This is a genomic window from Rhizobium sp. 57MFTsu3.2, from assembly GCF_012932765.1.
GTDB lineage: Bacteria > Pseudomonadota > Alphaproteobacteria > Rhizobiales > Rhizobiaceae > Rhizobium > Rhizobium altiplani.
Genome location: NZ_JDWI01000007.1, coordinates 188,574 through 202,334, shown reverse-complemented (window position 1 = coordinate 202,334; position 13,761 = coordinate 188,574). Strand labels below are relative to the sequence as shown.

At 62.4% G+C, this 13,761-nt stretch carries 11 protein-coding genes; 3 read left to right on the top strand and 8 right to left on the bottom strand.

From position 1 onward, the window contains the following. Positions 1–30 precede the first annotated feature (30 nt). Both AF71_RS10690 and AF71_RS10685 read right to left on the bottom strand, forming a co-directional pair. Positions 31–840 carry a 3'(2'),5'-bisphosphate nucleotidase CysQ gene (locus AF71_RS10690; protein WP_113470063.1) on the bottom strand — a complete coding sequence of 270 codons (810 nt, stop codon included), beginning with the start codon at positions 838–840 and terminating at the stop codon, positions 31–33. 17 nt (positions 841–857) lie between these two features. Then, positions 858–2,204: a TldD/PmbA family protein gene (locus AF71_RS10685; RefSeq protein WP_169681302.1), complete on the bottom strand. Its 1,347-nt coding sequence runs from the start codon at positions 2,202–2,204 to the stop codon at positions 858–860. 118 nt (positions 2,205–2,322) lie between these two features. Here AF71_RS10685 and AF71_RS10680 point away from each other — a divergent pair, with 118 nt between their 5' ends. Next, positions 2,323–4,131 (top strand): monovalent cation:proton antiporter-2 (CPA2) family protein, encoded by a 1,809-nt coding sequence (locus AF71_RS10680; RefSeq protein ID WP_169681300.1) that lies wholly within the window; start codon positions 2,323–2,325, stop codon positions 4,129–4,131. A 489-nt stretch (positions 4,132–4,620) separates the two neighbouring features. On the opposite strand, the gene AF71_RS10675 is transcribed toward AF71_RS10680, so the two are convergent. After that, positions 4,621–4,956, bottom strand: a complete 336-nt coding sequence (locus tag AF71_RS10675) for a hypothetical protein (protein WP_169681298.1) — start codon at positions 4,954–4,956, stop codon at positions 4,621–4,623. 794 nt (positions 4,957–5,750) lie between these two features. On the opposite strand from AF71_RS10675, the gene AF71_RS10670 reads away from it, so the two are divergent. Next, positions 5,751–5,900 (top strand): hypothetical protein, encoded by a 150-nt coding sequence (locus tag AF71_RS10670; protein ID WP_167354932.1) that lies wholly within the window; start codon positions 5,751–5,753, stop codon positions 5,898–5,900. Positions 5,901–5,915: 15 nt separating this feature from the next. On the opposite strand, the gene AF71_RS10665 is transcribed toward AF71_RS10670, so the two are convergent. Genes AF71_RS10665 through AF71_RS10655 form a run of 3 tightly spaced genes read right to left on the bottom strand, consistent with a single transcriptional unit; the run spans position 5,916 to position 9,228 of the window. Next, positions 5,916–6,791, bottom strand: a complete 876-nt coding sequence (locus AF71_RS10665; RefSeq protein ID WP_169681296.1) for a patatin-like phospholipase family protein — start codon at positions 6,789–6,791, stop codon at positions 5,916–5,918. 42 nt (positions 6,792–6,833) lie between these two features. Continuing rightward, positions 6,834–7,394 carry a 16S rRNA (guanine(966)-N(2))-methyltransferase RsmD gene (gene rsmD / locus AF71_RS10660; RefSeq protein WP_018116136.1) on the bottom strand — a complete coding sequence of 187 codons (561 nt, stop codon included), beginning with the start codon at positions 7,392–7,394 and terminating at the stop codon, positions 6,834–6,836. Then, positions 7,375–9,228 carry a pseudouridine synthase gene (locus AF71_RS10655; protein WP_169681294.1) on the bottom strand — a complete coding sequence of 618 codons (1,854 nt, stop codon included), beginning with the start codon at positions 9,226–9,228 and terminating at the stop codon, positions 7,375–7,377. The genes rsmD and AF71_RS10655 overlap by 20 nt, the downstream gene beginning before the upstream one ends. Before the next feature lie 90 nt (positions 9,229–9,318). Between AF71_RS10655 and AF71_RS10650 the strand changes: the two genes are divergently transcribed. After that, positions 9,319–9,756 (top strand): nucleoside deaminase, encoded by a 438-nt coding sequence (locus AF71_RS10650; protein ID WP_018856923.1) that lies wholly within the window; start codon positions 9,319–9,321, stop codon positions 9,754–9,756. Positions 9,757–9,872: 116 nt separating this feature from the next. Here AF71_RS10650 and AF71_RS10645 read toward each other — a convergent pair whose 3' ends face one another. After that, positions 9,873–10,499, bottom strand: a complete 627-nt coding sequence (locus tag AF71_RS10645; protein WP_018856922.1) for a hypothetical protein — start codon at positions 10,497–10,499, stop codon at positions 9,873–9,875. Positions 10,500–10,632: 133 nt separating this feature from the next. Then, a complete protein-coding gene (ileS, locus tag AF71_RS10640) occupies positions 10,633–13,539 on the bottom strand; it encodes an isoleucine--tRNA ligase (RefSeq protein WP_169681292.1) in 2,907 nt (968 codons plus the stop codon). Between the last annotated feature and the right edge of the window lie 222 nt (positions 13,540–13,761).

Here is a 13,761-nt window from a genome sequence, read left to right as displayed (position 1 = left end):
CGCTTCATCTGAGGGATTTTGACGGAAACGTCAACTGCCTCGTCGTTCACCGATCCCGGTTATAAGATCGGCGAGTCGCGGCCCAGCGGCGGCGCAGAGTTCGCCATGGCTGACCTGCATGCGGTTATAGAGCGGCACGTCACCGCGGAGATCAACCAGCCGGCCTCCGGCGCGCTCGAGTATGAGATCCGCGGCCGCGAGATCCCAATCATGTGAATTGTGCTTGATGAAAGTGCCGTCAATTTGACCGTCGGCAACCATGGCAATGCGATAGGCAAGGGACGGCACGTGCTTCACGCGCTCGATGCGATGCTTGAACGGTTCCGGGAATGCCTTGAGCACATCCTCCGCGATGGCAAAGCGCCCTGGTGCATCGAGCGGTTTTGTCGATACAGTAATCGGCCGCCCGTTCTTCAGGGCCACGCCACCTTCGACCGCCTCGAAGAGTTCTTCCAGAGCAGGAGCGTAGAGAACGCCGGCGACAGGTCGCCCGTGGCGCACGACCGCGACGCTCACGCACCACAGATCCATTCCCGCCAGGAATGCCCGCGTGCCGTCGATCGGGTCGATGATGAACAGCGTGTCCCGTGAGAGCCGATCGCCGCTGTCTTCAGTTTCTTCCGAAAGCCAGCCATAATCCGGCCGGGCTGCGCGGAGAATGGATTCAAGCGTCCGGTTGGCCGCGAAATCGGCGGCGCTGACGGGCGATCGCCCCTCGTTCTTCCACCAGACCTCAGGCGCTTGATTGAAATAGCCGAGTGCGACTTTGCCGGCCTGCCTGGCAGCATCTGCGATCAATTCCAGATCGCTCCGCCAGAGGGCTGTGTCCACGTCAGTCATTTCGGCAATCCAATCCATCAGCGCCCGGCGAGCGTCATTCCCTCGATCGCAAGCGTCGGAGCGGCGACACCAAACTTGCGGTCGATGTCGTTTGCCGGCGTAACCCGCATGAACATGTCCTTGAGGTTCGAAGCGATCGTCACTTCAGACACGGCAAAGGTCAGTTCGCCATTCTCGATCCAAAAGCCGGTCGCGCCGCGGCTGTATTCGCCGGTGATCATGTTGACGCCATGGCCGATCAGCTCGGTCACATAGAAGCCGTTACCGACACCGCGGATCAGGTCCTCGGGTGAAATGTCGCCCGGCTCGAGAGCGAGGTTCGTCGCGGATGGCGTCACCGAATTGCCGCCGCGCACCCCGCGGCCGTTGGTTTCCATTCCGATCTCGCGGGCCGTCGAGGTGGAGAGGAACCAGTGCTTGAGAACACCGTCCTCGATCATCAGAAGTCGTTCGCCGGATACGCCCTCGCCATCGAAGGGGCGCGACGACGGGCCACGTACGATCAGCGGATCGTCGGAGATCGAGAGCCCCGCCTTCAAGACCTGTTGCCCCATCTTGTCGCGCAGGAAACTGGTCTTGCGTGCAACGGAGGCGCCATTGATGGCCCCGGCAATATGTCCGACGAAGCCACGAGCAACACGGGGATCAAAAACGACGGTGATATCCTTGCCAGTATCCACCTGGCGCGGGTTGATGCGCTTGACCGTGCGCTCGCCGGCCCGGCGGCCGATCTCGGCGGCATTATCCAGCTCGCCGAAATAGATGCGGCTGTCGAAATCATAGTCGCGTTCCATCGCCGTGCCTTCGCCGGCGATGACGCTGACGGATCGGCCGAAACGCGAGGCCATGTAGCTGCCCTGGAAACCCTGGGAGGTGACAAGGACAAGGCCACCCATGCCGGCCGAGGCTCCGGCGCCGGACGAATTGGTCACGCCATTGACGGCAAGGGCCGCGGCTTCCGCCTCGAGGGCGGCTTCGCGGAGTTGGTCGGACGACACCTCGGTCGTATCGAGGAGCTCGAGATCCGGATAGGAATTCGCAAGCCTGTCCTCGTCTGCCAGGCAGGCGAACGGGTCTTCCGGCGACACCTTGGCCATCGCCACGGCCCGCTCGGCCAAAGCAGAAAGATCGAAGCCCGGATTTGCCGAGACACTGGCAACGCGCTTACCGATGAAGACGCGCAGCGAGAAATCATCGCTTTCTGACGATTCCGTGCTCTCGACCTTGCCGAGGCGCACGCTGACCGATTGCGATCGCGAGCGCACGACCACCGCATCCGCGGCATCGGCGCCAGCCTTCTTTGCCAGGTCGATCAATTGGCTTGCGCGGGAAAGAAGCGTCGAGGAGTCGATTTCTGAAGACATGATTTGGCCTTTCCTTCGCGTTCCATTTATTGTGCACTACGAAAAGCATCAAGGTCGCGTGAGCCGATTCTTTTGCCCGCCGCTTGTATGCCTCCCCGCATTGAAAGAAACTCGCCTGATGTCAGAGCCCAACACTCTCTTCGCCGAGACGATCCTGCTCCTCGGCGGCGCCGTGGTTTCGGCGCCCATCTTCAAGCGCCTTGGTCTCGGAACGGTGCTCGGTTACCTGGCTGCCGGCGTCGTCATCGGCCCGATCTTCCATGGATTGACGGATGGCGAAAAGATCCTGGATGTTGCCGAACTCGGCGTCGTCTTCCTCCTGTTCATCATCGGGCTTGAGCTGAAGCCTTCGCGCCTCTGGCAAATGCGGCGTGACATCTTCGGGCTCGGAACCGCGCAGGTGGTGGCGACCGGTCTACTGCTGACGCTGTTGAGCGGCCTTTCCGGCGTTCTCGACTGGCGTGGCAGCATCGTTGCGGGTTTCGGGCTTGCTCTCTCCTCCACCGCCTTCGCGATGCAGATCCTCGAGGATGAAGGCGACGTGAATACGCGCTACGGGCAGCGCTCGTTCTCGATGCTGCTGTTTCAGGACCTTGCGATCGTGCCGCTGTTGGCCCTGATCAGTATTCTCAACGGCGGCAAGGGCAGCGGAACGCCCCTGCTGGACTTCGCGATCGCCATTGGTGCTGTCGGCGCGATGATCGTCATGGGACGCTACTTGCTGACACCGCTCTTTCAGATCATCGCCCGCACCGGGGCCCGCGAGACGATGATCGCCGCCGCCCTCTTCGTGGTGATGGGATCGGCGAGCCTGATGCAGCTTGCCGGACTGTCGATGGCCATGGGCGCCTTCCTTTCTGGCGTGATGCTGGCCGAATCCTCCTATCGCCACGAGCTGGAAGCGGACATCGAGCCCTTCCGCGGCGTGTTGCTCGCTATCTTCTTCATCGCCGTCGGGCTTTCGATCCAGCTCGAGGTACTCAGAGACAACGCACTCTTCATCATCGTCGCCGTGCCTGTTGTCATGGCAGCGAAGGCCTTGGTGATCTACGTTCTCTGCCGCGCAACCGGCTCGCCGCATGACGACGCTATCAGGATCGCTTTTCTGCTGCCGCAGGGCGGCGAATTCGGCTTTGTCCTGTTTTCGGCCGCTGCCGTTTCCGGCCTGATGCCGACGAGTACCGCCTCGCTGCTGATTGCGATCGTCACCCTGTCGATGGCCCTCACGCCGATCGGAACGATGCTCGCCAAGCGGCTGCTGTCGGGCAATCAGGAAGAACAACTGGACGAGGATTTCGAAGGTGCCGGCGCGGATGTGCTGATGGTCGGCTTTTCGCGTTTCGGACAGATCGCCGCCCAGATTCTGCTCGCCGGCGGGCGCGCCGTGACCGTCATCGACTTTTCAGCCGATCGCATCCGGCAGGCTTCCTCTTTCGGTTTCCGGATTTACTTCGGCGACGGCACCCGAAAGGACGTGCTCAGGGCCGCCGGCATCGACCGGGCGAAGATCGTTGTTGTTTGCACGCAGAAGCGCGAGATCACCGACAAGATCGTCGAACTGGTGCAGGCGGATTATCCACACGCAAAGCTCTTCGTGCGCTCCTACGACCGCATCCACTCGATAGCGCTGCGCAACCTCAACGTCGACTACGAACTGCGCGAAACGCTGGAGTCAGGCCTGCTCTTCGGCCGGCGAACGCTCGAGGCCTTGGGCGTCGGCGAAGCGGAGGCCTATGAAATCGGCGAGGATATCCGCAAGCGCGACGAGGCGCGCCTCGTGCTCCAGGTCACCGAAGGACTGCAGGCCGGCCGCGACATGCTTTTCTCGCAGCCGGTCAAACCGGAGCCGCTCATGAAGCCAAAGCGCGCCGCTAGCTTCGACGAGGACCCGCTGGCGGGCACGGCAGAGGTGACGGCCGACGCTTAGAACCCTTTCACGTTAGATTGAAACGTTCTGCTCGCTCAAAGGATGCCCGCGTGAGCGACGATGTGATACACCCTCATCGATCCCTTGGCCTTCGCGTCTGATAGGAACTCGCCCGGTAGTGGGCAATCTCCATCTTTCCCAGATCTCAAAAGTCACATGAACCGCCGCCTTTGGGCGTGAAGCCATCTGCGCAGGCGGGGTTCGCGGGTTCATTTAGCGAGCGGGCTCCCGGCCCACCGGTGGTACATGACGAACTGATTGCAGCGAGCAAGAGAAAAGCGAGTGCTGCGATTGGCTTGTGCAAGCGGGTCATGGAACTCTCCAATTGAGCATCCTACAAAGCCTGACCGCCAAAGTTTTCCAATGCCAAGTTCCGGGCTCGGGGGTCTACTGCAACAGCTAAGCGGCGGCAAGCATCCCATGGCATGATGAACCTGTACTCGCCCGTTGGAAAGAGGACAGGCGACGGGCTCTCTGGCGCGATCATATTTATGGCCCTTGGGGCCAGAAGCGTACAACTAGACGCCTTATCTGCAGACCGATGAGGATTGCTGTAGCCGGGAACGCAACCTGCAACGCGTAGTAGACAAGTCGAAGGAAATCCGGGTCGGGAGCACTCCACAAGTTGCCCCCACTCGAGATACCGAGGTCTATGTATTGCTCGATCCATCGGAAAACGGCATCAGCCACCTCTTCGGGCCCGGCACCGACTTTGTCGAAGGCTCGTGTGAGGAACGGCACGATCCAGGCATTGAACAACAGGCTGCCGGCGGCGCCGCAGACGCCCCCCTGCCAGAAACTACCGGTGTTTGTCCCGTTCACCATCGAAGCAAGCATGCTCTTGCAATCGGGCCGTGTTAAGTTATCCGTTCTAGTTAGATATCGCGGGGGCGTTTTGCCACCTTGTAAAGCGCGTTGAGAGGCGTGGCAGGTTCGTTAGAGTTTGATGAGCGTACTCCCCCGGCTGGGTCGTCGAGTCATCACTTGTATTGAGCCACAACTTAGGCGATTTTCTCATGCCCTGCCTTTCTCATGCGGGCTAACCCGGAGGATGTTATGAGTCTCAAGGCTATACTCGGATCTTCGCTTCTCTCATGTGCACTTGCTCTGGTCGTATTCGTCTCACCGGTCGCGCTTCCCCAGGAAGCGAGCGCTCAGATCATCATCGGCTCCGGCAGCAGCCTGAACCACGGGCGACCGATAACCTGCCCTCAGGGTGCGAGGCTGCTTCGTACCCGGGGATTTCGCGACGTCATTCGGGATAATTGCCGCGGGAGGTACTTTACCTATCGCGCAATCCGCAATGGGAACCGCTACGAGATAGGGGTCCGTCAAAGGGATGGGCGCATCGTCGACGTGCGCCGCACTAGCCGACGGTGGTAACCTTTTCCTGCCGGGCACCCACGAATGCCGGCTACGACAAAGCGCGCCACGGCGAACCGGGCGGGCTGTGTTGATGTCCGAGCCATAGCCCGGACGAGTGAGGATGCATCCGGAGATCAATCCGGGCAGCGCATCGAACCTACGCTCTTAGCTACCCGTTGCCATCGCCATTGATTTGCGGGAGTATCCGCTCCGGCCCCTGAGGCCCGCGCAGTCTTCGATGATAGGACAATGCCATGCCTCTACGCTGTCTTCTGGCCGTCGCGGCCATCGCGATCCTTGCCCTTTCCGGGTGTGCAACCACCGGCTCGGGCGCAGGGAATACCACCTACGCAACTCCCGCGGGCATTGGCCCGGTTCGTGGGGCCGGCATTAACGGCTACTAAGCCTGGGCGAAGCTTCTAGGAGGCGATCCGCGCCTCGATCTCCCGATCGAGTGCGTATTTCAGTTTGTCCTTGACGCCGACCGACATGGACAGGACTTGGCGCGCCTTGAGGAAATCCATCACGCCGATGCGCCCGACTGCGGGGCGAAGGAAGATGTGCGGCGCCTGCAGCCGCAGCTTCAGGGAAATCGCGGTCTGCATCATCAGCTGGCCGGAGCCGAAGATACTTTCCATCCGGTTTGGAATGTGGGCGCCATCTCCTTCCGGCGCGCCTACGACGTCGATGCCGATGACGATGTCGGCGCGATCCATCAGGCATTCGTAAGGCACGGGATTGCTGATGCCGCCATCGATCATCACCCGACCGTGCAGCCGCACCGGCATGAAGACGGCGGGGATCGCGGAGGAAGCCGCCAGCGCCGGGAGCAGCGCTCCCCCGCTCGTCAGCACCTCGCACTGGCCGTAGTAATCGGTCGCCGTCACTGTCATCGGGATTGAGAGGTCCTCGAAGCGATCCGGCAGATCGGCGGGCAGGAAGGCTTTCAGGATACGCTCGAGATTGAACTGGCCGATGCGCACGCCGTTGGCAACGGCATCGCGCACCGTCTGCGGTCGCAGGCCCCACAGGCGGCTGACAACGGCAGCCTTGTTGCCGACCGTCATCATCACATGTTCGCGGATGGCTTCGCCGGTCATTCCGGCCGCCATCCCCGCGCCCATGATCGAGCCGATCGAGGATCCGGCAATCGCCACGGGGCGAATGCCGAGCTCATCCAGCGTTTCGATGATGTGGATGTGGGAGAGGCCGCGCGCGCCGCCTCCGCCGAAGGCAACAGCAACAGTGGGCATAGCTCGTGATGTGCCGCGTGGGGCAGGCAACTCGGTTTCCATCGTCCCTGCCTGCTGCACCGCTGCCCCCGATTTCCTCAGCCCTTATTCGGGCTGATAGCGGAAGAAATGAACCTTGGTATCGCCGAACGTTCGGTTTTCCAAAAACAGATAGGAAGGATCGACCGAAACGGCAACGTCTGCGCGTTCCTCAAGAACCGCAATCGCGCCCGGTTGCAGCCAACCGCCCTTGGCGGCGGCGGCCATCGCCTTTTCGCCGAGACCCTTGCCATAGGGCGGGTCGGCAAAAAGCATCTGGAACGGCTCGAGATTGCCGACGCTGCCGAGATCGGTCGCGTCGCGCCTCAGGATGCGCGTCCTGCCATGCAGGCCGAGCGCATCGATGTTTTCCCAAAGCAGGCCCCTGCCCTCGACACTGTTTTCGACGAATAGCGCATGGCGGCAGCCGCGGGAGACGGCTTCGAGGCCGACGGCGCCGGTGCCGGCAAAGAGATCCAGTATCCGGGTGCCGTCGACGCATTCCGGATAGGCATGGCTCAGAATATTGAACAGGCTCTCACGCGTCCGGTCGGCTGTCGGCCGGATGTCGTTTGACTTCGGTACGGCAAGCGGCCGTCCGCGAAATTCACCGCCGACGATCCGCACCGCGCGTCATTCCCTTTCCTTTCGGTCCACCCCGCGACGGCCCGCCCGAAGGCTTGCCACCGCCGCCCGGCCTGTCGCCCTTCGGCTTGCCGGAGAAATTCTTGCCGCCGCCGGGTTTGCCGCCGAAGCTCTTGCCGCGCGGCTTGTCACCAAAGGACTTGCCGGCCGGACGCTCCGAACGGGCCTCGCCCGAGAAGCTCTTGGCGCGAGGACGCTCGTCGCCCTCGGCGCGGGGGCGCCGATCGCCGCGTGGCTTGTCGCCAAACGGGCGGTCGCCACGGGGACGATCCCCAAATGAACGCGGACGCTCGTCACCCTCTTCGCGCGGCTTGTGATCCCCGCGAGGGCGGTCACCGAAGGGACGGTCGCCACGCGAAGGGCGATCGCCGTGCGGTCTGTCGCTGCGGGCGGGACGGTCGCCAAACGAACGTTCGCCGCGCGCCGGGCGGTCACCAAAGGACCGCTCACCGCGAGCCGGACGATCCCCGAAAGAGCGCTTCCGGCCGAAGCCCTCGTCGCCTTCATCCTTCGGCTTGCGAACGATCTCGCTGGAACGGATCCACTCGCCCTCGTCATCGCGGGCGCGGTTGATCTGAACGCGCGGCCGGTCGTCGCCGTGACTCGAGCGCTCGGGCTTTGCGGAACCCGGAGCCTCGCCGCGTTTGCGGGCGGTCTTCGCATTCTTCTCGGCCTTGGCGGCCGCCTTTTCGCCGAGCGGTCGGGCGCCCGGCGCCATCCAGACATTGGCGTTGCGGCGGCTGCCGAGCGCGGGGCGCTTCGGGCGATCATCGTCCATGCGGCCACCATCGCGACGGTCATCACGGCGGTCGTCCCGCTTGGTGTCGAGGCGGCTCAGCGCACGCTCGCGCTTGTCCTCAGGCTTGCGGGGGCGTTCGCGGCGCTCCGGCTTCGCTTCCGGCTCTTCCTCGGCAACAACAGCAGGCGTGTTGTAGATCGGCGCGTCGAAATTGGCCTTCGCGTCCTCGATCAGGCGCGGGCCGAGCTGGTCGCGCAAGGTGCGGCCACGCACTTCGACGACGTCGCGCTCCGGCAGGTCACCGAGCTGGAAGGGGCCGTAAGAAATGCGGATCAGACGGTTGACGTCGAGACCGAGCGCGCCGAGCACGTTCTTGATTTCGCGGTTTTTGCCTTCGCGCAGGCCCATGGTGAGCCAGACGTTCGAGCCCTGCGTGCGATCGAGGGTCGCTTCGATTGCGCCGTAGAGGACACCATCGACGGCAATGCCGTCCTTGAGCTTGTCCAGCGCGTCCTGGTCGATCTCGCCGTGGGCGCGCACGCGGTAGCGGCGTAGCCAGCCCGTCGTCGGCAGTTCCAGCGCGCGGGCGAGGCCACCATCGTTGGTCAGAAGCAGCAGACCCTCGGTGTTGATGTCGAGGCGGCCAATCGACATGACGCGCGGCAGGTCTTCCGGCAGGTTATCGAAAACCGTCGGCCGTCCCTCCGGGTCCATGTTGGTGGTCACGAGGCCAGCGGGCTTGTGATAAAGCCAGAGTCGTGTGCGCTCGATCCCGCGGATCGGAACGCCGTCCACCTCGATCTTGTCGGCCAAGGTGACGTTGACGACGGGCGTGTCGAGGAGCTTGCCGTTCAGCTTGACGCGGCCGTCCATGATCATGCGCTCGATATCGCGGCGCGATGCGACGCCGGCGCGCGCCATCACTTTCGAGATGCGCTCGGCCTTGGCATCGCCCTCGGCGACGTCGTCCGCCTCGGTCTCGACGAGCGCCTTTGCCGGCTTGGCACCGGATTTTGGGCCGGCATTGCGCGGGGATGGCTTGCCGCCTGGCCGTTTTGGCTTGTCTTTGAATGTCATTTGTTGTTTGCCTGCCTTTTCGGGCCTTCCTATCAGGTCGCGCCCCTGCGGTTAAGTGGAAATTGTCGGATCGTGAAGACAAATCAATTTATGGAGCTGGCGCTGGACCAGGCCCGCGCCGCCCGAGAGCGTGGCGAGGTGCCGATCGGAGCGGTTCTGGTGATTGACGGGGCCGTGGTCGCCGCGTCAGGCAACCGTACGCGCGAGCTTAACGACGTGACCGCCCATGCCGAAGTCGCCGTCATTCGAATGGCTTGCGAAGAGCTTGGTCAGGAACGGCTGACCGGCGCCGACCTCTACGTCACGCTGGAACCCTGTACGATGTGCGCGGCGGCCATATCCTTCGCGCGTATTCGCAGGCTCTATTATGGCGCGGAAGACCCTAAGGGTGGCGCCGTCGACAACGGCGTGCGCTTCTACCAGCAACCTACCTGCCATCACGCCCCGGACGTGTATTCCGGCTTGCAGGAAACGACATCCACCGAAATCCTTCGGACATTCTTCGCGCAGAAGCGGGATATGCCGTAACAGGAGCACGAAGATCGGGCCGCCCGCAGGATCTTCCTAGCCTGCCAGTTTCTGGACGCCTTGCTGATTGACAGGTGGGCAAAAGCAAAGCGGGGCTGACTGCCCCGCTTGAAACCTTACTGGAGGAAATTCCACCACTGCTTGCCGGTACCGGCGATCGCAGCTTCCTTTTTCTTCTTCTTCGCCTTCTTCAGCTCCGGTTCGCCGAGATCGTCCAGCTTTGCCGGATCGTCGACCGCGCGATATTCGGTTGGCGGATCCGAGATGTAGCGGCGATCTGTATAGGTACCCTTCTGGGCGGCGCGAGCCTCGCGATAAGCCTTGGTCTGGGCCTCAGTCGTTTGCCGACCACCTTCAACCTTGTCGCTTGCGAGCGGCGAGCGATAGTTCGGGTTGTCGCTGTTTTCGTCAGCTTCCTTGACCAGACGGGCGCGCGTTTCTTCCGGGGATTCGATCCACTGCGGATTATCCTTGCTGGCGATGGTCTGCTGCGGCTCGGCGAGGGTTTGCTTGGCTGCTGCGGACGGCAGAACGAGGCCCGGACGAGCGCTGTACTTGACGCCCTTGTTCTTCGGACCGTCGCCGGTGAGAGAAACGGACTGACCAATGTCGTCGGTCAGCTGTTCCATGGCGGTCTTGTCTGTTCCGTAGCGCGGGCTCCCCACGCAGCCGGAAATCAGCGAGCCGCCTGCCACGGCGACGGTCAGGCAGACGCCCAAACGGAACCAACGCGTTGATAACATGAAAACCCTTCCAGCCATGCCGGTGCAATCTTCGCCCTACCGGACATTCGTCCCCCTGACGCAAAAATCCGGCCATTTTCAGGCAGCTTTTACCGGATGAACCACCGTTAGGCAATTCACCCGGCAATATTCTTCAGTTTTGCACCGATAGTTCGCGCAATGCAGCCGCATCACGGGCCGAGACGTCCGGATAGGCGGGATCGGAGCCGACATCCGTGGTGATCCGCCAGGAGCGAGCGCACTTGGTGCCTTCGGCCAGTTTCGGCTCGACGCTGACACCTGAAACCTCGAGTAGACGGAAGGCATCTGCCGGTCCTTCGGCGCTGTCTACGACGATGCCCGAAGTGATGCAGATTTCCTCGAAGTCCTGACCCTCAAGTGCCTTCAGGAGCTCCGCATCGGCGACGTGGACAACCGGGGCAGCCTCCAGCGAAGAGCCGATGCGCTTGTCCTTGCGCTCGATTTCCAACGCGCCGGTAACGACCGTACGAACGGCGCGGATCTTCTTCCACTTCTCGGCGAGTGCCTCGTTCTTCCATTCGGCCGGAATGGTCGGGAACAGCTCGAGGTGAACCGATACAGCCGAAGAATTGCGCGACAGCCAGGCCTCTTCCGTCGTAAACGGCAGCATCGGCGCCAGCCAGGTCACCATGCATTCGAAGATGGTGCGAATGACATGCAGGGCCGAACGACGGCGCAGGCTCGACGGCGCATCACAGTAGAGCGCATCCTTGCGGACGTCGAAGTAGAAGGCCGACAGCTCGACGTTGGCGAAGTCGATGAGCGCGCGGGCAATCTTCTTGAACTCGAAGGCGTCGTAGCTTTCGCGGACGAGCTGATCGAGTTCCGCCAGACGATGCAGCATCAGCTGCTCGAGTTCCGGCAGATCGGCAAGCGCAATAACCTCGCCCTTGTCGTGTGCCAGCGTGCCGAGCATCCAGCGGATCGTGTTGCGCAGCTTGCGATAGGCGTCGATATTCGTCTGAATGATCGCCTTGCCGAGGCGCTGGTCTTCCCAATAGTCCGTCGTCATGACCCAAAGACGGAGGATGTCTGCGCCGGCATCCTTCATCACCTCCTGCGGGGTGACGGTGTTGCCCTTGGACTTCGACATCTTTTCGCCCTTCTCATCCATGGTGAAGCCATGGGTGACGACGGCATTGTAAGGCGCACGGCCGCGCGTCGCGCAGCTTTCCAGCAGTGACGAGTGGAACCAGCCACGGTGCTGGTCCGATCCCTCGAGATAGACATCGGCCGGCCATTTCAGGTCGGGACGATCTTCCAGCGTGAAGGTGTGGGTCGAGCCCGAGTCAAACCAGACGTCGAGGATGTCCATCACCTGCGTCCAGGGCTGATTCGCCTTCTCGCCCAGGAAGCGCTCGCGAGCACCATTGGCGAACCAGGCATCGGCGCCCTCGTTCTCGAAGGCTTTCAGGATGCGGGCGTTGACGGCATCATCCTGCAGGATGCCGCCGTCATCATCGACGAACAGGCAGATCGGCACGCCCCAGGCGCGCTGACGCGACAGGACCCAATCGGGGCGCTGTTCGATCATGGCGCGCAGGCGGTTCTGGCCGGCTCCCGGCACAAAGCGGGTTGCGTCGATCGCGTTCAATGCGCGCGAACGCAGCGTCGAGCCGTCGCCGAGTTCCTTGTCCATGTAGACAAACCACTGCGGCGTGTTGCGGAAGATGACCGGCTTCTTCGAACGCCAGGAATGCGGATAGGAGTGCTTGAGGCGGCCGCGCGCAAACAGCGCATGGCGACCGATCAGCCCCTTGATGACACGCTCGTTGGCATCGCCCTTCTTGCCCTTGTCGTCGATGACGCGAGCAGCACCGCCCTCGGCGTCCGGACCGAAGCCGGGCGCGTCGGCCGTGAAGAAGCCGGCATCGTCGACCGGGAACGGGATCGCGGACGAAATGCCGCGCGCTTCGAGTGCCCGGGCGTTGTCCATCCAGGCGTCAAAGTCTTCGCGACCATGGCTCGGCGCGGTGTGGACGAAGCCGGTGCCCGTCTCGTCGGTGACATGATCGCCGTCGAGGAGCGGCACTTCAAAGTGATAGCCACCGCCAAGGCCATGCAGAGGGTGTGCGCAGGTGATCGCGGAAAATTCCGCCGCCGCGACATCGCGGACGAACTTGAGGGTCACCTTCGCCTTCGCGGCCGACTCTTCTGCGAGACGCTTGGCGAAGATCAGCCGTTCACCGGGCTGCGGTCCGAAGTCGTTCTCGGCCGTTTCGACCTCGTAGAGGCCGTAGCTATACCGCGAGGAATAGGCGATCGCGCGGTTGCCCGGGATCGTCCACGGCGTCGTCGTCCAGATCACCACGAAGGCGTCCTTGAGTTCGTTGGGGCCGTCAGCCACCGGGAACTTCACCCAGATCATGTCGCTTTCGACATCGGCGTATTCGACTTCGGCTTCCGCGAGCGCCGTGCGCTCGACGACCGACCACATGATCGGCTTGGAGCCGCGATAGAGCTGGCCGGACTTCGCGATCTTCAGGAGTTCGCCGGCGATGCGCGATTCAGCGTGGAAGTTCATCGTGGTGTAGGGGTTGTCGAAGTCTCCCTCGATGCCGAGGCGCTTGAATTCCTCCGACTGCACCTTGATCCAACTGGCGGCAAAGTCACGGCATTCCTGGCGGAATTCGTTGACCGGAACCTCGTCCTTGTTCTTGCCCTTCTCGCGGTACTTTTCCTCGATCTTCCATTCGATCGGGAGGCCATGGCAGTCCCAGCCGGGAACGTAGTTGGCGTCGAAACCGCGCATCTGGAACGAGCGGTTGATGACGTCCTTGAGAATCTTGTTCAGCGCGTGGCCGATGTGGATGTTGCCGTTGGCATAGGGAGGGCCATCGTGGAGCACGAACTTTTCGCGGCCGGCGGCGGAAGCGCGCAACTTCTTGTAGAGGCCCATCTGCTGCCAGCGGGCAACGGTTTCCGGCTCCTTCTGCGGCAGACCGGCGCGCATCGGGAAGTCTGTTTCCGGCAGATAGAGGGTCTTCGAATAGTCAACTTTTTCGGCTGTATCGGTCATGTCTAGCAATCGTCTCTAGGCGCCACGGGAGCGGGCGCAACGGGCTTGAAAATTGGTGACGGAGGCGCTCGTCGTCCAAGCGCCGAAAACCCGGACCTTCCGGCCGCTTAGCGCGCGCGGAAGGCCGGGCCGATAATTCGTATCGTGATCGCCAGCCGGAACTTGTTCATCGCGCCGGTTCATAGGCGCTTTTGCAGAGAAAAGGAAGAGGGATTCCATGAG